This window comes from Curtobacterium sp. MR_MD2014, from assembly GCF_000772085.1.
Taxonomy (GTDB): domain Bacteria; phylum Actinomycetota; class Actinomycetes; order Actinomycetales; family Microbacteriaceae; genus Curtobacterium.
Genome location: NZ_CP009755.1, coordinates 3,032,199 through 3,051,490, shown reverse-complemented (window position 1 = coordinate 3,051,490; position 19,292 = coordinate 3,032,199). Strand labels below are relative to the sequence as shown.

The window sequence follows — 19,292 nt, the reverse complement described above, 5'->3', positions numbered from 1 at the left end:
TGCGTACCGGACGAGTGTCGTCAGCCCAGGTGAACGAACGGTGACCTGCGGCTGAACACCTCACGATCCGGGGCCTCGACTGCGCGGAAGCGGGGTGAACGGCGTCGGAACCCCGCGTGACGATCCCTACACTGGCGGCATGGACAACGCGTGGCTCGTGCCACTGTCGATGCTCCTCGGCGGGGTCTTCGGCGCAGGGGTCGTGGTGCTGGTCATCACGGCGGAGCGCACGGCCCGGGCAGCCGACGTCGCGGAACGGACGCTGCCCGACGGCGTCGCCGCGGTCATCGCAACGATGCACAACCCGGCCGTGGTCGTCGACCCCTCGAACACGGTCGTCGCCGCGTCGCCGCAGGCACTGACCGTCGGGCTCGTCGTGCGGCGGAAGCTCGTGCACGCCGAGCTCGTCGCCCTGGTGGACCAGGTGCGCAGGAGCGGGGAGATGGGGTCGGAGGACCTCGAGCTGCCCCGCGGGCGCAGCGGGGAACTGGTCGGCTACCTGAGCTTTCGGGCGGCGCAGCTCGGCAACCGCTACGTGCTCGTCACGGCCGACGACCTGACCGAGAGTCGCCGCATCGACGAGGTCCGACGCGACTTCGTGGCGAACATCTCGCACGAGCTGAAGACCCCCATCGGGGCGATCGGCCTGCTCGCCGAGACCCTCGTCGTCGCCGCCGACGACCCGGACCACGTGAAGCGGTTCGCCGGGCAGCTCATCACCGAGTCCGAGCGGCTCGGGGCCCTGACGAAGGACATCATCGAGCTGTCGCGGCTGCAGTCGGTCGACACCCTCGAGAACAGCGAGGAGACGTCGGTCGACAAGATCGTGCAGGCGGCGGTCGACGCGAACGAGGTCGTCGCCCGCGCCCGGGAGATCGAGATCGTGCGGGCCAAGCGGTCGAAGCTGCGGGTCATGGGCGACCCGGGGCTGCTGCAGGTCGCGGTGTCGAACCTCATCGCCAACGCGGTCAAGTACTCCCCGGACCACACCCGTGTGGGCGTCGGCGTCCGGTCCACCAAGGGGTTCGTCGAGATCGCGGTGACCGACCAGGGCGTCGGCATCCCGGAGGCCGACCTCGACCGCGTGTTCGAGCGCTTCTACCGCGTCGACCCCGCACGGTCGCGGGCGACCGGCGGCACCGGTCTCGGGCTCGCCATCGTCAAGCACGTCGTCGGCAACCACGGCGGCGACGTCCGCGTCTGGTCGCAGCCCGGCAAGGGCTCGACCTTCACGATCCGCCTGCCCGAGGCGGATCCCGAACTCACCACCGCACTCGAAGAGCAACTGGAAGAGCAGTCATCGTGACCAAGATCCTCATCGTCGACGACGAGCCGGCCCTGAGCGAGCCCCTGGAGTTCCTCCTGCAGCGCGAGGGGTACGAGACCGCCGTCGCCGCGGACGGCGTGACCGCGCTGTCGAAGTTCGACACCGAGAACCCCGACCTGATCCTGCTCGACCTCATGCTGCCCGGACTGAGCGGCACCGAGGTCTGCCGGCAGGTCCGGACGCGCTCGAACGTGCCCATCATCATGCTCACCGCGAAGGACTCCGAGGTGGACATCGTCGTCGGGCTCGAGCTCGGCGCCGACGACTACGTGACGAAGCCCTACTCGACCCGGGAGCTCCTGGCCCGGCTCCGGGCGGTGCTGCGTCGGCGCACCGAGGACGACCCGGGCGACAGCGGCATCCTGCAGGTCGGCGGGATCCGGATGGACGTCGAGCGGCACACCGTGACGGTCGACGGGGCGGAGACGCCGATGCCCCTCAAGGAGTTCGAGCTGCTCGAACTCCTGCTCCGGAACGCCGGACGCGTGCTCACCCGCGGGCAGCTCATCGACCGCGTGTGGGGGTCGGACTACTTCGGGGACACGAAGACGCTCGACGTGCACATCAAGCGCATCCGGTCGAAGATCGAGCGCGTGCCGAGCGCCCCGGAGGTCCTGGTGACGGTGCGCGGTCTGGGGTACCGGATCGAGGGCTGACCGGCGACGCACGGGAGGCCCGGTGCCGGTTCTCGGAACCGGCACCGGGCCTCCGGTGCGTTGCGTCAGGTCGTCGCGCCCGTCCGGCGCGCGGCGGTCAGTTCGTGCCGCTGTCGCCCTCGGACGAGTCGGTCTGCGAGTCGCCCGACTGGGTGCCCGGAGCCGTGGCGTCGCCGGTGGGCTCGGAGCCGCTCTCCGACGGCGAGGTCTCCGTGCTCGACGGGGTGGCCGACGGGGACGTCGTCGGGGCGAGGGTCTGGTACTCCTCGAGGGCGCTGGTGAGCACCGGGACGTTGGCCGAGACACCCTCGGCGCCCGAGTACGAGAAGTACGTCTTGACGAGCGAGCCGGGGACGGCGTCGGCGCCCGAGAAGACGAGCTCCGGCTGGCCGGCGGAGCGCGTGCCCTGCGTCTCGGCGCCGGACTGGACGCTGGACTCGGCCTCGCTCGAGGGGCCGGCCGGGACGGCGGGATCGACGTGCGAGTTCGCCGGGATCTCGACCGTCTGGGTCACGCCGCCGACCTCGACGCTCATGGTGACGTCCTTCGACCCCGTGTTGATGAAGCTCCCGACGAAGCGCGCGTCCTCGCCGCCGTCGGAGATGAGCAGCGCGTTCCGGATGTCGATCGAGCCGGTGCTGACGTTCACGCCGTCGGTGATCTGCTTGATCTCCTTGGTGTGCGCGGGCGACATGAACTCGCAGCCGGTGGCGCCGAGCGCGATGGATGCCGCAACGGCGACGGACACGAGTACCCGAGCTCGCAAGAGATTCCTCCGGAAGATCACGATGTGGACCAGGCGGTCCGCGCCCATCCTACCGATCGTCGGGGGTGCGGGCCGCCCAGGCCCCTTACCCGAAAGGTCCTTGTGGTAAACTGGGGGTCCTGGGAACGGAGCCTGATACATGCAATTCGAGGTCGGCGAGACCGTCGTCTACCCCCACCACGGGGCGGCAACCATCTCTGAAGTCAAGACGCGCGTCATCAAGGGCGAGGAAAAGGTCTACCTGAAGCTGCGTGTCACGCAGGGTGACCTGACGATCGAGGTGCCGGCGGACAACGTCGACCTGGTCGGCGTCCGTGACGTCATCGGCAAGGAAGGCCTCGACAAGGTCTTCGAGGTCCTGCGGGCGCCCTTCACGGAAGAGCCCACGAACTGGTCGCGCCGGTACAAGGCGAACCTGGAGAAGCTGGCGTCCGGTGACGTCATCAAGGTCTCCGAGGTCGTGCGCGACCTCTGGCGCCGCGACCAGGACCGCGGGCTCTCCGCGGGTGAGAAGCGGATGCTGGCCAAGGCCCGGCAGATCCTGATCTCCGAGCTCGCCCTGGCCGAGAAGACCGACGAGGACAAGGCATCGACCGTCCTCGACGAGGTCCTCGCCTCGTAGCGCGGACCGCCGCTGGACGACACGACGACGACCGCCCTGCTCCCCGATCGGGTGAGCAGGGCGGTCGTCGTCGTCGCAGCCGGGTCCGGCACGCGGTTGGGCATCGGGGACGCGAAGGCGTTCGTCCCGGTCGCGGGCGAGCCGATGCTCACCCGCGCCCTGCGCACCGTGCTCACCCTGGCCGAGCCGACCGTCCTCGTGGTCGTGGCACCCGCAGCCCGGCTCGACGAGTGCCGCGCCCTGGTCGCGGCGACCGCCGGACACGCGGTCGACCTCACCGTGGTCGTCGCGGGCGGTGCTGACCGCCACGCCTCGGTCCAGGCGGGCCTCGACGCCCTGCCGCACGGCATCGAGTGGGTCGGTGTCCACGACGCCGCCCGCTGCCTGACGCCGGCGGCGCAGTTCGACGCCGTGTTCGACCGTGCACGCGCGACCGGTGACGGCGTCGTCCCGGCCCTGCCCGTCACGGACACGGTCAAGCGTGTCGACGCGGACGTCGTGGTCGAGACCGTCGACCGGTCGGCGCTCGTCGGGGTGCAGACGCCGCAGGTCTTCCCGCTCGCCGCACTCCGGGCCGCCTACGCGGGCGCCGAGCGCTCCGAGACCGACGACGCGGGTGTGTTCCGGGCGGCCGGGGGAACGGTCCGCACGGTGCCGGGAGACGCCGACGCGTTCAAGATCACCACGCGGTGGGACCTCGCGCGGGCCGAGGCGCTCGTGGCCTCCCGCACCGGTGCGGCAGCCGCGGCGCCCGACGTCCGCGTGGGCCTCGGGGTCGACGTGCACGCCTTCGACGCCGCGTCGCCGTGCCGGGTCGGGCTGCTCGACTTCCCCGGCGAACCGGGGCTCTCCGGGCACAGCGACGGCGACGCGGTCGCCCACGCGGTCTGCGACGCACTGCTGTCGGCGGGCGGCCTCGGTGACATCGGCGGGCGCTTCGGCACCTCCGACCCGCGCTACGCCGGGGCCACCGGTGACGTCTTCGTCCGCGGGGCCGTCGAGCTCCTGCGCTCGGCCGGTCTCGCGCCGACCTCGGTCACGGTCCAGGTGATCGGGAACCGTCCCCGCATCGGTGCCCGACGCGACGAGATGCAGGCCGCCCTGGCCGCGGTCGTCGGTGCTCCCGTCGCGGTCTCCGGCACGACGACGGACGGCCTCGGCCTGACCGGGCGCGGGGAGGGGCTCGCGGCGATCGCGACCGCCGTCGTCCGGCCGCGCTGACCGCTGCCGACCCCCTCCGTCACCCCGCGCGTCCGACGTCCTAGGCTTGGGGCGTGACCGTTCGCCTGTACGACTCCCGCGCCGCAGCCGTCGTCGACCTCGTCCCGCTGGTCGACGGACAGGTGAGCATGTACGTGTGCGGGCCGACGGTGCAGTCGTCGCCGCACATCGGGCACCTGCGCTCGGCACTGGTCTACGACGTGTGGCGCCGGTGGCTGACGTACCGCGGGTACCGGGTGACCCTCGTGCGGAACGTCACCGACATCGACGACAAGGTGCTCGACCTGGCCGCGGGCACCGACGAGCAGTGGTTCGCCCGGGCGTACCGCGTCGAGCGGGAGTTCACCGCCGCGTACGACGCCCTCGGGATCCTCGCCCCGACGTACGAGCCGCGGGCGACCGCGAGCGTGCCGCAGATGCACGAGATCATCGAGCGGCTGATCGAGCGCGGGCACGCGTACGCCGCCGCCGACGGCACGGGCGACGTGTACTTCGACACCGGCAGCTGGGAGTCCTACGGCGCCCTGACGCGCCAGCGACGCGAGGACATGGTCGAGGCCACCGACGCCGACCCCCGCGGCAAGCGCGACCCGCGGGACTTCGCGCTGTGGAAGGGCGCCAAGCCGGGTGAGCCGACGACGGCGACCTGGGACTCCCCGTGGGGGCAGGGCCGCCCGGGCTGGCACATCGAGTGCTCGGCGATGTCGCGGCGCTACCTCGGCCCGGCGTTCGACATCCACGGCGGCGGCCTCGACCTGCGCTTCCCGCACCACGAGAACGAGCTCGCGCAGTCGACCGCGGCCGGCGACCCGTTCGCGTCGTACTGGCTGCACAACGGCCTGGTGACGGTCGAGGGGCAGAAGATGTCGAAGTCCCTCGGGAACTCGATCTTCGCCGCCGACTTCCTCGCGTCCGCCCGTCCGGCCGTGGTCCGGTACTTCCTCGGCGCGGCGCACTACCGGTCCTCGATCGACCACCACGACGGCTCGCTGGCCGAGGCCGAGGCCGCCTACGACCGGATCGAGGGGTTCCTGGCCCGCGCGGAACCCCGGCTGGAGGGGGTCCCGCTCCGCGACGCCCCGGCCGTGCCCGACGCGTTCGCGGCCGCGATGGACGACGACCTCGCGGTGCCGCAGGCGCTGGCCGTGCTGCACGAGACGGTCCGTGCCGGGAACGCCGCGCTCGACGCCGACGATGCGGAAGCGCTCGGGGTCGCGTACCATCAGGTGGCCGCCATGGTCGAGGTCCTCGGCATCGACCCGCGAGCGGCCCACTGGTCCGGTGGTGCGCAGGACGTCTCGGCCGCACCGCTCGCCGCGCTCGTCGACCGCCTCGTGCAGGAGCGCGCCGACGCCCGTGCGGCACGCGACTTCGCCACGGCGGACCGGGTGCGGGACGACCTCGCAGCCGCGGGGATCACCATCGAGGACACCGCAGCAGGAACACGCTGGAGCATCGCCTGACAACGGCCGTGCCGGACAGGAGAGAGCAATGAAGAACGTCTCGGGGAGCAAGAAGGGTCGGCCCGGCGCCGTCCGCTCCGGCCGCAAGGGCAACAAGCAGGTCGGCTCCGGCGGCCAGGGCGCGCAGGCGCTCGAGGGGCGCAAGCCCACGCCGAAGGCCGAGGACCGGCCGTACCACCCCGCCGGCAAGCGCAAGGCGGCGAAGGACCGGCTCGACGCTGCCCGCGGCCGTCACGGTGCGTCGAGCTCGCCGCAGCAGCGCACCGGTCGGCCGCCGCAGCGCAAGAGCGACGACTCCGAGCTCGTGACCGGGCGCAACTCCGTGCTCGAGGCCCTGCGCACGAAGACCCCGTCGACGACGCTGTACATCGCCGCCCGCATCGAGGTCGACGACCGCGTCAAGGAGATCCTGGCGCTCGCCAACCACCGCGGCGTCCCGATCATGGAGATCATGCGGCCGGAGCTCGACCGCATCACGGGCCACGACAGCGTGCACCAGGGTGTCGCGCTGAAGGTCCCGGCGTACGAGTACGCCGTCGCCGAGGACCTCGCCGAGCGCGCGTTCTCCCGCGACCAGGTCCCGCTCATGGTCGCCCTCGACGGCATCACCGACCCGCGGAACCTCGGCGCGATCATCCGCTCGACCGCGGCCTTCGGTGGCCACGGCGTCATCGTGCCGCAGCGCCGCTCGGTCGGCGTCACGGCGTCGGCGTGGAAGACGAGTGCCGGTGCCGCTGCGCGCACGCCCGTCGCGATGGCGCCGAACCTGACGCAGACGCTCAAGTCGCTGAAGTCGATGGGGCTCTTCGTGCTCGGTCTCGACGGCGACGGGGACGTCGAGCTCGACGCCCTCGAGCTCGCCGACCGGCCGATCGTGATCGTCGTCGGGTCCGAGGGCAAGGGGCTGTCCCGCCTGGTCACCGAGACCTGCGACGCGATCGTCTCGATCCCGATCTCCAGCGCCACCGAGTCGCTCAACGCGGGCATCGCCGCGAGCGTCACCCTGTGGGAGGTCGCCCGGCGCCGTCGCGCCGAGTAGGCGCGCGCTGCGCGGTGGCGCAGCGCGCAGCCACCCGACCACCTGGAGGCCCGGTGCCGGTCCACGAGACCGGCACCGGGCCTCCAGTCCGTCCGGCTACACCGTCGCGCGCCAGTCCTCGACGTCGTCCTCGTCTGCCGTGTCGTCCTCGACGACGGGGATCGGCAGCGTCATGGACGACGTCGGCGGGTTGATGAGCAGCCGCTCGTCGCGGCGGTGCCGCAGCACGTCGTTGATGTACGCCGTCGTGGCCTCGGGCAGGGAGACCGAACGCTCTTCCTCCTGGGACATGAACCAGCGGTGCTCGAGCAGCTCGTGGAAGACCTCGGCGGGCTCCAGACGTCCGCGCAGGTCACGCGGGATCGAGCGGATCACCGGCTCGAACACCCGGGACACCCACTCGTGCGCCACCATCTCCTCGTCGAGCTGGTCCCGCCCGTTCCGCGCCCGGTAGGCGTCGAGGTCGTTGAGCAGGCGCCGCGCCTGGTTCTCGCCGGCGTCGAGCCCGGTCAGCCGGAGCAGACGCCTCTGGTGGTGTCCGGCGTCGACGACCTTCGGCTGGATCCGCACCTGCGAGCCGCCCTCGGTGGTGTGGATCGAGAGCTCCTCGATGTCGAACCCGAGGGCGTTCAGACGCTCGACCCGGTCGTTGATGCGCCAGCGCTCCTTGACGTCGAACTGCTCGGTGCCGGTCAGCTCCTTCCAGAGCGTCCGGTACTGCGCGACGATCCGGTTCGACACGTCCACGGGGTCGGCGTTCTCGTCGAGGCGCCCGCCGGCCTCGAGGTCGAGGAGCTCACCGGCGATGTTGACCCGGGCCACCTCGAGGTCGTTCTCGCGCTGTCCGTTGGAGAGGCCGCCCGGGTAGAGCTTCCCGGTCTCGGCGTCCACGAGGTACGCGGCGAAGGCACCCGCGTCGCGGCGGAACAGGGTGTTCGACAGTGAGACGTCGCCCCAGTAGAAGCCGATGACGTGCAGGCGCACGAGCAGCAGCGCGAGGGCGTCGACCAGGCGCGTGGCGGTCTCCGGTCGCAGGGTCTGCGAGTACAGCGCGCGGTACGGCAGCGAGAAGCGCAGGTGTCGGGTCACGAGCACCGGGTGCAGCGGCTCGCCGTCGGTGTCGGCTCGGTTCGTGATCACCGCGACCGGGTCGACGCACGGCACGTCCATGCGCTGCAGCGTGCGGAGCATCTCGTACTCGGCCCGCGCGACCTCCTCCCCGGTCTCCTTGACGGCCGCGACGTACCCGCTCAGGTGCACGAAGCGCACGAGGTGCCGCGAGATGCCCTTCGGCAGGGCGACGATGACGTCGTCGGGCCAGTCCTCGAGCGGCAGGTCCCACGGCAGGTCGAGCAGGCCGGGGTCGACGGTGGCGGCGGTGATGGCGAGGGAGTCGGGCACGGTTGGCTCCTGGAGGGCGCGGTACCGGACGTCGGGCTCGTGGCGGCGGCACCACGCGCACGGCGTCCGGTGGGTGGAACAGCGGGAGCCCGCGCCCGCCCTGGTGAGGCGGGCGCGGGCTCCCGGGGGAACTGCGCAGACTACGCGCTGACGACTGCCTTGTCGTCGAGGCGCTCGCCCGACTCGGTGTCGAAGGCGTGCACGTGGCCCTGCTTCGGCGTGATGACGATCGTGTCGCCGATCGACGGGTGCGAACGCCCGTCGACGCGGGCGACGATGTCCGTGCGCTGGCCGTTCACGTCGGCGTGACCGTAGAGGTAGCCGTCGGCGCCGAGCTCCTCGACGACGTCGACCGTCACCGGCAGGCCCTCGCCCGAGGTCGACACGACGACGTCCTCGGGGCGGATGCCGACGGTGATGTTGCCGGAGCGCGCGTTCGACAGGGTGTCGCGGTCGAGCGGGTGGTTCAGCGTGCCGAACTTGATGCCGCCCTCGATGACGTCGGCCGGCAGCAGGTTCATGGCCGGCGAACCGATGAAGCCGGCGACGAACACGTTGTTCGGCTTCTCGTACAGGTCGCGCGGGGAGCCGACCTGCTGCAGGATGCCGTCCTTGAGCACCGCGATGCGGTCACCCATGGTCAGGGCCTCGGTCTGGTCGTGCGTGACGTAGACCGTGGTGACGCCGAGACGACGCTGCAGCGACGCGATCTGCGTGCGGGTCTGCACGCGGAGCTTGGCGTCGAGGTTCGACAGCGGCTCGTCCATGAGGAACACCTGCGGCTGACGGACGATCGCGCGGCCCATCGCGACGCGCTGACGCTGACCACCCGAGAGCGCCTTCGGCTTGCGGCCGAGGTACTGCTCGAGGTCGAGGAGCTTCGCGGCCTCCTGCACGCGGGTGGCGCGCTCCTCCTTCCCGACACCGGCGATCTTGAGCGCGAAGCCCATGTTCTCGGCGACGGTCATGTGCGGGTACAGCGCGTAGTTCTGGAACACCATCGCGATGTCGCGGTCCTTCGGCGGGACGTCGGTGACGTCGCGCTCGCCGATGCGGATGGCGCCGGAGTTGACCTCTTCGAGGCCGGCGAGCATGCGCAGGGAGGTGGACTTGCCGCAGCCCGAGGGGCCGACGAGGACGAGGAACTCGCCGTCGGCGACGTCCAGGTCGAGGGAGTCGACCGCGGGGCGGGTGCCTCCGGGGTAGAGACGGGTTGCCTTGTCGTAGGTGACGGACGCCATGAGCGTTCGATCCTTCCTTCACCGGCAGGTACGTGCCGGACGATCCGTTGTGAAGCGGTTGCCCGTGGGGGCCCCGGATGGTCGTCGTCGACCATCGGTGCTCATACAACACGAGTTCCCCCGCCAGCGCCAGTGTCCGGTCCGACCTGGTTGGCTGGTCCCAGGAAGGACCACTACGATCGGCGGGTCCGTCCGGCGTACGGGGGAAGGCGAGGCCGTGCGGACGTCAGGAGCAACGTGAGGACCAACGACGCATGACCAACCGCCCCGAGGGTGACGCACGCGCCGCGCGCAACGAACGACGAGAGGCCGCACGGCAGCGGGCCCAGCGAGCACGGACCCAGCAGAAGCGCCGGCAGCGCGGCACACGCCTGGGACTGCAGATCGGGCTCGGGGTCGTGCTCCTCGCCGCGGTGGCGGTCGTCACGCTGGTGCTGGTCGACTCGGTGAAGCCCGCCGGCCCCGGACCGTCCACGATGTCGCAGGGCGGCATCACGATCGGCGAGGGCCTGCGCCCGGTCGGGGCGTCCTCGTCGTCCCCGACGCCCGACGCGACCGACGCGTCCGACCCGGTGCGGATCACCATGTACGTCGACTACCTCTGCGACACCTGCGCGCAGTTCGAGGACGCCAACAGCGAGTACATCGCGAGCCTGGTCGACTCCGGCGCCGCGACGGTCGACATCCACCCGGTCGCCGTGCTGACGAACCGGTCGCAGGGCACGAAGTACTCGCTGCGCGCCGCGAACGCCGCGGCCTGCGTTGCGGACCGGTCGCCCGACCAGTTCTACGCCGTGAACCAGGCGCTCTTCGCGCGGCAGCCCGACCAGGGCACCTCCGGCCTCACCGACGCGCAGCTCGAGCGGCTCGTCACCGGGGTCGACGGCGTGCAGGACGCGGCTGCGATCCGCGACTGCATCCAGGACCAGACCTACGCCAAGTGGGTCGACGAGCGCACGGCCGACGTGACCGGCGGCGACATCCCCGGTTCGTCGCTCGACGAGTTCCCCGGGCCGCCCCTGGTGCTCGTGAACGGCAAGCAGTACGAGCTCACCGCGCCGATCACCAACGACGACTTCCGCACCTTCGTGGTGTCGGCGGCCGGGGCGTCGGACGCGACGCCGTCGCCCACCGCGACCCCGACCCCCTCCGCGAGCGCGTCCGCCGGCTGACGTCGCGACCGGTCGGCAGACCGACGGACGGGAGGCTCCCCACCGGACCGGTGGGGAGCCTCCCGTGCGTCCGGGGGCGGCTCGTGACCCGAGCGTGCGTCCGCGGCCCGCGGATCAGAGCTGGGAGCCCGGCACGCTGAACGTGTCGCAGGCGGTGGCCCCGCGCTCGTAGCCCCGCGTGAACCACGCCTGGCGCTGGGCGCTGGACCCGTGCGTGAACGAGTCGGGGTCGACGCGACCCGTGGCCCGTTCCTGGATGCTGTCGTCGCCGACGGCGCTCGCTGCGGACAGCGCGTCGGCGATCTGCGCCCGGGTGACGGGTTCGAAGAACGTCTCGCCGTTCGCGTCGCGGGTGGTCGCGGCCGAGCCCACCCAGGAGCCCGCGTAGCAGTCCGCCTGCAGTTCGACGCGGACACTCCCCGAGGACGCGCCGGTGCCGGAGCGGTCGGTGTCGGCGAAGGTGCCCTCGAGCTGCTGCACGTGGTGGCCCCACTCGTGCGCGACGACGTACATCTGGGCGAGCGGACCGCCGGACGAGCCGTACCGGGACTGCAGGTCGTCGTAGAACGCCGTGTCGAGGAAGATCGAGCGGTCCGGCGGGCAGTAGAACGGGCCGGTCGCCGCCGAGGCCTGGCCGCAGCCGGTGTCCGTCGACCCGTCGAAGAGCACGAAGCCCGGCGTCGTGTACGAGATCCCGAGGTCGGCGGCCTCGGCCGTCCAGTAGGCGTCGAGCGACTCGGCCGCGCCCTCCATGCGGCACTCGACCCGCTGGTTCGCGTCACGGCCGGTGCGGCACTCCTCGGCGGGCTGCACCGTCTCGTCCTGCTGCTGGATCTGGGTGGTGCCGCTGCCGTCGCCGACGATGCCGCTCAGGTCGACCCCGGTGAACTGCGCGATGAGGAACACCACGATCGCCGCGACACCGACGCCGCCACCACCGATCGCCGCCGTCCGCCCGCGGCGCTTCACCTTCCCGCCGCTGAGCTGCGAGTCCTCGTTGAACGTCATGCCGCCGACCGTACCCGCAGCCGACCCGCGTAGCGTCCGGTGCGTCGGCACCGCCGACACCTGTCGTACAACAGCACGATCCACCCGGAAGGAAGCAGCACCATGGCCACTCCGATCAGCACCGTCATGAGCCCCGCCCGCTACGTGCAGGGCAAGGACGCGATCACCCGCGTCGGGGAGTTCGTCGCGCCGATCGGGAAGCGTCCGCTGCTCGTCGCCGACGACGTGGTGTGGGGCATCGTCGAGGACGCCGTCCGCACGAGCTTCGACGCCGCCGGCCTGCCGGTCGAGCGGGTCGGCTTCGGACGCTTCGCCACCCCGCAGGCGATCGACGACCTCACCGCGAAGATCCGCGAGACGGACTCCGACGTGGTCGTCGGCCTCGGCGGCGGGTCCGCGATCGACGCCGCGAAGGCCTCCGGGCACCTCGCCGGGATCCGCTGGGCGAGCGTGCCGACCGCCGCGAGCACCGACGCCCCGACCTCCGCGCTCGCGGTCGTCTACTCGGAGGAGGGGGAGTTCATCGAGTACCGCTTCTTCCCGCACAACCCGGACCTCGTGCTCATCGACACGAAGCTCGTCGCGAACGCCCCCGTGCAGTTCCTCGTCGCGGGCATCGGCGACGCCCTCGCGACCTGGGTCGAGGCCCGTGCCGCGAAGCGCGCGAACGCCGACACCATGGCCGGCGGGCTGCAGACCGAGACCGGTGTCGCGCTCGCGGAGCTGTCGTGGGAGCTCCTGCACGACAACGCGCTCCAGGCGATCGAGTCCGTGAAGGCGAAGGTCGTCACGCCCGCGCTCGAGAAGGTCGTCGAGGCGAACACCCTGCTGTCCGGGCTCGGCTTCGAGTCCGGTGGCCTCGCCGCGGCGCACGCGATCCACAACGGCCTGACCGCGGCCCCGCAGGCGCACGGCCTCGCGCACGGGCAGAAGGTCAACGTCGGGACGATCGCGCAGCTCGTGCTCGAGGGGGCGCCCGCCGACGAGATCGAGGACTTCGTCGTCTTCACGACGAGGGTCGGACTGCCGAACACCCTGACCGAGATCGGGCTGACCGTCGACGACCGGGACGTGCTCCGGGCCGTCGCCGAGGCCGCCACCGTGGAGAGCGAGACGATCCACAACATGCCGTTCCCCGTGACCGCCGAGGCCGTGGTCGACGCGCTCGTGGCGATCGAGGGCATCTCGCGCAGCATCCGTGCCGCCCACGGGCTGCCGGAGCCGGAACTGTACCGCGCCCACTGAGCGCGGACGGAGGGGGTGCGAGCAGCATGGCGGCATGGCCGACCTCGATGAACAGCACCCCCTCTTCCTCCTCGCGATGGACCAGCGGTCCTCGCTCCTGGAGCACACCTACGGCGACGAGTCCGGCGAGCCCGCGGACGAGGCCGACGCCCAGCGCGTCCGTGCCGGCAAGCAGCTCGTGTACCGCGGTGTGCTCACCGCGCTCGCCGCAGGGGCCTCCCGCGCACGCACCGGCGTGCTCGTCGACGAGCGCTACGGCGACGACGTCGCCCGGCTCGTCCGCGAGGCCGGGCTGCAGCTCGCGATGCCGATCGAGCGGTCCGGCCGCGACTGGTTCGAGCTCGAGTACGGCGACGACTGGCTCGCGCACGTGGACTCGTTCGACCCCGACTTCGTGAAGGTCCTCGTCCGCGACAACCCCGCGTTCGACGCCGGTGACCGGCAGGCCCAGGCCGAGCGGCTCGCCGAGGTCTCCCGCGCCCTGCACGACGCCGACCGTGCGTTCCTGGTCGAGCTCCTCGTCCCGGGCACCGTCGACCAGCAGGCGCAGGCGGACGACTACGACCGCGACGTCCGCCCGGGACTCGTCGTCGAGACCATCGGGTACCTGCAGGAGCACGGGGTCGAGCCGGACGTGTGGAAGCTCGAGGGCCTCGACCGCACCGAGGACGCCGAGCGCGTCGTCGCCGCCGTGCGCGCCGGAGGTCGGGACCACGTGCAGTGCATCGTGCTGGGCCGCGACGCCCCCGAGGACCAGCTCGACCGGTGGCTGCGCGTCGCAGCACCCGTCGACGGCTTCGTCGGCTTCGCCATCGGGCGGAGCAACTGGGAGGACGCGCTCGACGACGTCGTGCAGCAGGGGCTCGACCACGAGGCGGCCGAGCAGGTGATCGCCGCCAACTACCGGCACTTCGTCGACACGTGGCTCGAGGCGCGTCCCGACGTCGTCGACGGGGTGGACGCCGGCGCGGCCTGATCCCGTTCCCGTCGACGCCGGGTCGGTGTCGGGCGCGGACCGGCGTCAGGTGCGGACGAGCGGCTCCATCGTCGCCAGGTCCGCTCCGATGCCGACGTCGACGAGCTCGATCCGCCCGGCGAGCGTCGCCCCGGGGCCGGTGAGCAGGCCCGCCTTGACCCCGCCGAAGGTCACGGTGACGTCGGCGTGGAGCACGTGGTCGTCGGCCACCGCGCCGGTGTCGACGTCGATGCCGCTCGGCACGTCGACGGCGACGACGAACGGGGCGCGCTGGTCGCGGGCGAGCTCGCGGATCGCGTCGACGACCTGCCGAGCGGGGGAGCGCAAGGGGGTGCCGCCGCCGGCACCGATGCCGAGGATGCCGTCGAGCACGAGGTCGGCTCCCGCGGCGGCCTCGGCGGCGACCGCCGCCAGGCGCTCGGCGTCCGGGGTCGCGGCGGCCCGCAGGACGTCGGCCGCACCGGCGTCGTCAGGGTCCGTCGGGCCGTCCGGGGCCCACGCCGCCGGTTCCGGAGCGACGCGCCAGCGGCGGTCCGGCCGTGCCGGTGGGGCGAGGCGCGACCCGGCGTCCAGCGCCGCTGCCAGGCCCGCCTCGTGGACACGTGCGCCGACGCGCAGCACCGTCACCTGCCTCCCGTCCGACGCCAGGTGCGCGCCCGCGAACAGGGCGTCACCGCCGTTGTCGCCGCTGCCCACCAGCAGCAGGACCGACCCCGGGCCGTCCTGCGGGCGGACCGCCGGGTCGTCGAGCAGCTCGCCGACGATGCGGGCCAGCCCCGCCGCCGCGCGCTGCATGAGGGGTTCGCCCGCCTCGAGGTGCGGCCGCTCCGCCGCCCGGACCTGATCGCCGCCGTAGCCGTCCATGGCCACCACCATGCCCCGGTAGCCTGGTCGCGCCATGTCACTCGTCCCCGAAGCGCCCCGTCCCCGTGCCGTGATGTCCCCGGACGGCCTGAAGCTCGCGACGTACGACTTCGGCGAGCCGGACGCCCCCGTCGTGGTGGCCGTGCACGGCTTCGCCTCGGGCGCCGTCCTGAACTGGCACGCCTCGGGGTGGACCCGTGACCTCGTCCGAGCGGGCTACCGCGTCGTCGCGCTCGACCAGCGCGGGCACGGTGCCTCGTCGAAGCCGCACGACCCGTCCGCGTACTCGATGGACCTGCTCGTCGCCGACGTCACCACGGTCATCGACACCTACCTGCTCGACGACGTCGCGTTCCTCGGGTACTCGCTGGGCGCCCGTGTCGGCTGGCACACCGCCGAGCAGATCCCGGACCGGATCTCGCGGGCCGTCCTCGGCGGGATCCCGGACGCCGACCCGATGCGCCGCGTGGCGGTCGACCAGGCGAAGGCGTACATCGCCGACGGCACCCCGGTCGAGGACCGGGTGACGAACGGGTACCTGCAGATGGCGGCGAACGTCGAGGGGAACGACCTCCGCGCGCTCGTCGCGATGGTCGAGGGGATGCGGAACAGCGTCGAGCCGACGCCGGAGAACGCCCCCGCGCAGCCGATCCTGATGGCGGCGGGCAGCGAGGACGGGATCCGGGACAGCGCCGTGCGGTTGGCCGAGGCGGCGCCGGACGCGTCGTTCTTCGAGATCCCGCGTCGGAACCACTTCAACGCCCCCACGTCGCGCGACTTCCGTGAGCGGGCGATCGCCTTCCTGTCCGAGGGACGCTGAGGGGGCGGTGCGCACCCCTGACGGGTACTGGCAGGTCCCCGCTGGCGGAGGAGACCGGGCGTAGCGTCCCGGCCATGGACTACAGACTCCTCGGCAACAGCGGGACATCGGTGTCGACGCTGACCCTCGGCACCATGACGTTCGGCAGTGAGGCCGACGAACCCACCTCCCACCAGATCCTCGACACGTTCGTCGCAGCGGGCGGCACGCTCGTCGACACCGCGGACGTGTACTCCGGCAACGAGTCCGAGCGCATCATCGGCCGGTGGCTCGCCGCCCACCCGACCGAGGCGCAGCAGGTCGTCCTCGCGACGAAGGGCCGGTTCCCCCAGGGTGACGGCCCGAACGACCTCGGCCTGTCCCGCCGTCACCTGCGCGTCGCGCTCGACGCCTCGCTCGAGCGGCTCGGTGTGGAGCACATCGACCTCTACCAGATGCACGCGTGGGACGCCCTGACGCCGATCGAGGAGACCCTGCGCTTCCTCGACGACGCCGTGTCCGCCGGCAAGATCGGCACCTACGGGTTCTCGAACTACCTCGGCTACCAGGTGACGAAGGCCGTGTACGAGGCGAAGGCCCACGGCTGGGCACCGCCGGTGACGCTGCAGCCGCAGTACAACCTGCTCGTGCGGGACATCGAGCACGAGGTCGTGCCCGCGTGCCTGGACGCCGGCATCGGTCTGCTCCCGTGGTCGCCCCTGGCCGGCGGCTGGCTCTCCGGGAAGTACCAGCGCGACGAGGCTCCGACGGGCTCGACACGTCTCGGCGAGAACCCGCAGCGCGGCATGGAGGCGTGGGAGGCCCGCAACGGCGACGAGCGCACGTGGAAGGTGCTCGACGCGGTCTCCGCGGTCGCCGACGCGCACGGTGCCTCGAAGTCGCAGGTCGCCCTCGCCTGGCTGCTCGCGCGGCCCGCGGTGACGAGCGTCATCCTCGGCGCCCGGACGGTCTCGCAGCTCGAGGACAACCTCGGCGCGGCCGACCTCGTGCTCACCGACGACGAGCTGCAGGCCCTGACGGACGCGAGTGCCCCGCGGGTCGACGACTACCCCTACGGCACCGCCGGCGTCGCCCAGCGCGAGCGCCGCATCACGGGCGGACGCTGACCGCGGTCGGACACTGATCGCGGTCGGACGCGGAGCACGGCCGTGCGCGTCGGGCATCCGCCCGGCGCGCACACAGCGGGGACGCAGTCCGACCGGCCGGTTCCTGCACATCCGTGCGGGTTCGCGTGGATCGGACCGCAACCGTGGACACGTCACCGGGTGCGGTGACACCATCGAGGGACGACCGGCTGGTTACCGCGTCGAGCGCTCGGAACGCCTCCTGATCCGCGTTCCGCGCGCCGGAGGGCCCGGGACGTCCATCGTCCGGGCCCTCCGTGCTCCCGCCGGAGGGCGGCGGCTCCCGCCGTAGGATCGTCCGGTGCCCAGTCGACGCCACGCCCTCGTGCTCCAGGACCGCCGAGCGGTACGGATCGTCGCCCTCGTCCTGCTCGCACTGGCGGCCGCCTACCAGTGCTTCTGGCGGATCGCGGACGAGAACATCGGCGGCGACGAGTCCACCTACGTCCGCGCCGGCTTCGCGTACGTGCACGGCGCGTTCGACCAGAACCGCGAGCACCCGCCGACGGCGAAGTACCTGTTCGGGCTCGCGCAGCTCGTCGGGGGCGAAGGGGCCACCGCGCCCCGGGTCCTCGTGAGTGCCCTCGTCGTCCTCGGCGCCGCCGTCATGTTCGTGTGGCTCCGCGCCGAGGTCGGCTTCTGGGCGGGGTGGACCGCCGCGGCGCTCTGGACGCTGACGCCCCGGGGTGGATCCGGTGCGCGGCTCGACCGTGTCGCGCTCCTCGACCCGGTGATGGTGTTCTTCGCCCTGGCCGCGCTCTTCGCCGTGTGGACCTGGACACGGACCGGCCGGTGGTGGTGGCTCCCGCTGTCCGCGGTGCTCATGGCCGCCTCGGTGACGTCGAAGGCGTCGACGCTCGTGCTGGTGCCCGTGTTCCTGCTCGCCCCGCTGCTGTTCCGGCAGTGGCGTCGGCTCGTCGTCGGCGGCGTCGTCTGGGCCGTGGTCTTCACGGTGACGGTCGTCGCGCTGTACGCCCCGATGGGCATACGGTCGGCGGTGCTCTACATGCTGGCCTTCCAGGAGGGGCAGAACGAGAACGGCCACCTCGCCGTGATCGCCGGGCAGACCCACCAGTTCGCACCGTGGTGGGGGAACTGGTGGTTCCTGGCGCAGGGCGTCGGCCTGCCGGTGCTCGTCGTCCTGGCCGCCGGGGTGCTGCTCGCGGTCGTCGTCCGTCCGGACCGGCTGGTGGTGTTCCTCGCCGCACCGCTCCTGCTGCTCGTCGCGTTCTACTCGGTGGCGGCGAAGATCGCGCTGCCGACCTACTACAGCGCGTGGACGCCCTGGATCGTCCTGCTCGCCGCGGTCGGACTCGGTCGGCTCGCGGTGCTCCGCCCCCGGCCGCTGACCGGCGCGCTCGCCGCACTCCTCGTCGTCGTCGCACTCGTCGGCAGCATCCCGACCGCGCGGGCGGTCTGGCAGACACGCCCCGAGGGGGTCGCGCGCCTCCTGCCGCTGCTGCGGAGCGAGGGCATCCGGGACGGCCGCATCTTCTTCGGCGCGATCACCCCCAGCGACTACGACCAGTACGTCGGTGCGCGCGGCGTGCGCGACGTCGACGATGCACCGTTCGAGGCGATCGTGGTGGGCCGCGACCAGCGCTTCCCGCTGCCGCAGGAGGTCACGGACCTGCTGCGCGACGAGCGGTCGTCGTTCGAGCGGGTGCGCCTGGACCGCATCGTCGTCTGGATCCCGGACGGCGAGATCGAACGGGACGCGGACGGCGAGCTCGACGTGCGGTGACGGCTCCGCCTCGGGCCGCACGAGGAGCCGTGATCTGGGGCCGGCAGCGGGACTCGAACCCGCAACCCCCGTATTACAAGTACGGTGCGCTACCAATTGCGCCATGCCGGCTGACGCGCCCATCCTACCGGCGGACGCGTCGGGGTCTCATTCGCCCTGCTCGGAGAAGTTCAGCGACAGCGAGTTCATGCAGTAGCGGTCACCCGTCGGGGTGCCGAAGCCGTCGGGGAACACGTGCCCGAGGTGCGAGCCGCAGTTCGCGCAGCGGACCTCGGTGCGGACCATGCCGAGGGACTTGTCCTCGATGAGCTGGACCGCCTCGGGGCGGACCGACTCGTAGAACGACGGCCAGCCGCAACCGGAGTCGAACTTCGTGCCGCTCTGGAACAGCTCCGCGCCGCACGCCGCACAGGTGTACGTGCCGGCGCGCTCCTCGTCGAGCAGCTCACCCGTCCACGGGCGCTCGGTCCCGGCCTGCCGGAGCACGGCGTACTGGTCCGGGGAGAGCTCCTCGCGCCACTGGGCGTCCGACTTGTCGACGTTGTACGCCATTGCTTCCTCCTGCTTCCGGTCGGGGCTCGATGGTGATGCCCGACCCCTTCA

18 protein-coding genes and 1 tRNA gene are annotated in these 19,292 nt (G+C 72.2%); 12 read left to right on the top strand and 7 right to left on the bottom strand.

Annotated features, from left to right (window positions below):
• Positions 1 to 139: 139 nt before the first annotated feature.
• Together NI26_RS14125 and NI26_RS14120 are read left to right on the top strand one after the other, a co-directional pair.
• Positions 140 to 1,306 (top strand): sensor histidine kinase, encoded by a 1,167-nt coding sequence (locus NI26_RS14125; RefSeq protein ID WP_066656668.1) that lies wholly within the window; start codon positions 140 to 142, stop codon positions 1,304 to 1,306.
• Positions 1,303 to 1,983, top strand: a complete 681-nt coding sequence (locus tag NI26_RS14120; protein WP_066656662.1) for a response regulator transcription factor — start codon at positions 1,303 to 1,305, stop codon at positions 1,981 to 1,983. Before NI26_RS14125 ends, NI26_RS14120 begins: the two co-directional genes overlap by 4 nt.
• Positions 1,984 to 2,080: 97 nt before the next feature.
• On the opposite strand, the gene NI26_RS14115 is transcribed toward NI26_RS14120, so the two are convergent.
• The gene (locus NI26_RS14115) at positions 2,081 to 2,731 is read right to left on the bottom strand and encodes a hypothetical protein (protein WP_066656653.1); all 651 of its coding nucleotides are present in this window, start codon (positions 2,729 to 2,731) and stop codon (positions 2,081 to 2,083) included.
• A 157-nt stretch (positions 2,732 to 2,888) separates the two neighbouring features.
• Here NI26_RS14115 and NI26_RS14110 point away from each other — a divergent pair, with 157 nt between their 5' ends.
• The 4 genes from NI26_RS14110 to rlmB are packed head-to-tail and all read left to right on the top strand — an operon-like array spanning position 2,889 to position 7,094.
• Positions 2,889 to 3,371 carry a CarD family transcriptional regulator gene (locus NI26_RS14110; protein ID WP_017888066.1) on the top strand — a complete coding sequence of 161 codons (483 nt, stop codon included), beginning with the start codon at positions 2,889 to 2,891 and terminating at the stop codon, positions 3,369 to 3,371.
• Between the two features lie 51 nt (positions 3,372 to 3,422).
• Positions 3,423 to 4,592, top strand: coding sequence for a 2-C-methyl-D-erythritol 4-phosphate cytidylyltransferase (gene ispD / locus NI26_RS14105; RefSeq protein WP_081985109.1), 1,170 nt, complete (start codon positions 3,423 to 3,425; stop codon positions 4,590 to 4,592).
• A 53-nt stretch (positions 4,593 to 4,645) separates the two neighbouring features.
• Entirely contained in the window at positions 4,646 to 6,055 is a 1,410-nt protein-coding gene (gene cysS, locus NI26_RS14100; RefSeq protein ID WP_066656635.1) for a cysteine--tRNA ligase, read from the top strand.
• A 28-nt stretch (positions 6,056 to 6,083) separates the two neighbouring features.
• The gene (gene rlmB, locus NI26_RS14095) at positions 6,084 to 7,094 is read left to right on the top strand and encodes a 23S rRNA (guanosine(2251)-2'-O)-methyltransferase RlmB (protein ID WP_066656632.1); all 1,011 of its coding nucleotides are present in this window, start codon (positions 6,084 to 6,086) and stop codon (positions 7,092 to 7,094) included.
• Between the two features lie 96 nt (positions 7,095 to 7,190).
• On the opposite strand, the gene NI26_RS14090 is transcribed toward rlmB, so the two are convergent.
• Together NI26_RS14090 and NI26_RS14085 are read right to left on the bottom strand one after the other, a co-directional pair.
• Positions 7,191 to 8,495, bottom strand: coding sequence for a DUF4032 domain-containing protein (locus NI26_RS14090; protein ID WP_066656629.1), 1,305 nt, complete (start codon positions 8,493 to 8,495; stop codon positions 7,191 to 7,193).
• Positions 8,496 to 8,635: 140 nt separating this feature from the next.
• The gene (locus NI26_RS14085) at positions 8,636 to 9,736 is read right to left on the bottom strand and encodes an ABC transporter ATP-binding protein (RefSeq protein WP_066656626.1); all 1,101 of its coding nucleotides are present in this window, start codon (positions 9,734 to 9,736) and stop codon (positions 8,636 to 8,638) included.
• A 254-nt stretch (positions 9,737 to 9,990) separates the two neighbouring features.
• On the opposite strand from NI26_RS14085, the gene NI26_RS14080 reads away from it, so the two are divergent.
• Positions 9,991 to 10,908 (top strand): DsbA family protein, encoded by a 918-nt coding sequence (locus tag NI26_RS14080; RefSeq protein ID WP_066656620.1) that lies wholly within the window; start codon positions 9,991 to 9,993, stop codon positions 10,906 to 10,908.
• Positions 10,909 to 11,022: 114 nt separating this feature from the next.
• Here the strand turns inward: NI26_RS14080 and ypfJ are convergent, their stop codons facing one another.
• Positions 11,023 to 11,916 carry a KPN_02809 family neutral zinc metallopeptidase gene (gene ypfJ / locus NI26_RS14075; protein ID WP_066656617.1) on the bottom strand — a complete coding sequence of 298 codons (894 nt, stop codon included), beginning with the start codon at positions 11,914 to 11,916 and terminating at the stop codon, positions 11,023 to 11,025.
• A 102-nt stretch (positions 11,917 to 12,018) separates the two neighbouring features.
• Here ypfJ and NI26_RS14070 point away from each other — a divergent pair, with 102 nt between their 5' ends.
• Complete coding sequence (locus tag NI26_RS14070; RefSeq protein WP_066656610.1) at positions 12,019 to 13,161, top strand: glycerol dehydrogenase; 1,143 nt, start codon at positions 12,019 to 12,021, stop codon at positions 13,159 to 13,161.
• Between the two features lie 34 nt (positions 13,162 to 13,195).
• Positions 13,196 to 14,137, top strand: a complete 942-nt coding sequence (locus NI26_RS14065) for a 2-deoxy-5-keto-D-gluconate 6-phosphate aldolase domain-containing protein (protein ID WP_066656607.1) — start codon at positions 13,196 to 13,198, stop codon at positions 14,135 to 14,137.
• A gap of 45 nt (positions 14,138 to 14,182) precedes the next feature.
• Here NI26_RS14065 and NI26_RS14060 read toward each other — a convergent pair whose 3' ends face one another.
• On the bottom strand, positions 14,183 to 15,037 hold the full coding sequence (locus tag NI26_RS14060; RefSeq protein ID WP_144411382.1) for an NAD(P)H-hydrate epimerase: 855 nt from the start codon (positions 15,035 to 15,037) through the stop codon (positions 14,183 to 14,185).
• On the opposite strand from NI26_RS14060, the gene NI26_RS14055 reads away from it, so the two are divergent.
• From NI26_RS14055 to NI26_RS14045, 3 genes are all read left to right on the top strand, one after another.
• Complete coding sequence (locus NI26_RS14055) at positions 15,036 to 15,821, top strand: alpha/beta fold hydrolase (RefSeq protein ID WP_066656580.1); 786 nt, start codon at positions 15,036 to 15,038, stop codon at positions 15,819 to 15,821. The two genes, NI26_RS14060 and NI26_RS14055, sit on opposite strands and share 2 nt — an antisense overlap.
• A gap of 74 nt (positions 15,822 to 15,895) precedes the next feature.
• Complete coding sequence (locus tag NI26_RS14050) at positions 15,896 to 16,927, top strand: aldo/keto reductase (protein WP_066656578.1); 1,032 nt, start codon at positions 15,896 to 15,898, stop codon at positions 16,925 to 16,927.
• 319 nt (positions 16,928 to 17,246) lie between these two features.
• The gene (locus NI26_RS14045) at positions 17,247 to 18,689 is read left to right on the top strand and encodes a glycosyltransferase family 39 protein (protein WP_081985106.1); all 1,443 of its coding nucleotides are present in this window, start codon (positions 17,247 to 17,249) and stop codon (positions 18,687 to 18,689) included.
• Positions 18,690 to 18,724: 35 nt separating this feature from the next.
• Here NI26_RS14045 and NI26_RS14040 read toward each other — a convergent pair.
• Both NI26_RS14040 and msrB read right to left on the bottom strand, forming a co-directional pair.
• Positions 18,725 to 18,800 (bottom strand) — tRNA-Thr (locus tag NI26_RS14040).
• Positions 18,801 to 18,836: 36 nt separating this feature from the next.
• Entirely contained in the window at positions 18,837 to 19,241 is a 405-nt protein-coding gene (msrB, locus tag NI26_RS14035; RefSeq protein WP_066656573.1) for a peptide-methionine (R)-S-oxide reductase MsrB, read from the bottom strand.
• Positions 19,242 to 19,292 lie beyond the last annotated feature (51 nt).

Excerpts from the sequence above, each read along its gene's own strand:
- NI26_RS14110 (WP_017888066.1), top strand. The coding sequence starts at position 2,889 with ATGCAATTCGAGGTCGGCGAGACCGTCGTCTACCCCCACCACGGGGCG.
- NI26_RS14080 (WP_066656620.1), top strand. The coding sequence starts at position 9,991 with ATGACCAACCGCCCCGAGGGTGACGCACGCGCCGCGCGCAACGAACGA.
- NI26_RS14055 (WP_066656580.1), top strand. The coding sequence starts at position 15,036 with ATGTCACTCGTCCCCGAAGCGCCCCGTCCCCGTGCCGTGATGTCCCCG.
- NI26_RS14060 (WP_144411382.1), bottom strand. The coding sequence starts at position 15,037 with ATGGCGCGACCAGGCTACCGGGGCATGGTGGTGGCCATGGACGGCTAC.
- NI26_RS14125 (WP_066656668.1), top strand. The coding sequence starts at position 140 with ATGGACAACGCGTGGCTCGTGCCACTGTCGATGCTCCTCGGCGGGGTC.
- NI26_RS14050 (WP_066656578.1), top strand. The coding sequence starts at position 15,896 with ATGGACTACAGACTCCTCGGCAACAGCGGGACATCGGTGTCGACGCTG.
- NI26_RS14070 (WP_066656610.1), top strand. The coding sequence starts at position 12,019 with ATGGCCACTCCGATCAGCACCGTCATGAGCCCCGCCCGCTACGTGCAG.
- rlmB (WP_066656632.1), top strand. The coding sequence starts at position 6,084 with ATGAAGAACGTCTCGGGGAGCAAGAAGGGTCGGCCCGGCGCCGTCCGC.
- NI26_RS14065 (WP_066656607.1), top strand. The coding sequence starts at position 13,196 with ATGGCCGACCTCGATGAACAGCACCCCCTCTTCCTCCTCGCGATGGAC.
- msrB (WP_066656573.1), bottom strand. The coding sequence starts at position 19,241 with ATGGCGTACAACGTCGACAAGTCGGACGCCCAGTGGCGCGAGGAGCTC.
- NI26_RS14085 (WP_066656626.1), bottom strand. The coding sequence starts at position 9,736 with ATGGCGTCCGTCACCTACGACAAGGCAACCCGTCTCTACCCCGGAGGC.
- ypfJ (WP_066656617.1), bottom strand. The coding sequence starts at position 11,916 with ATGACGTTCAACGAGGACTCGCAGCTCAGCGGCGGGAAGGTGAAGCGC.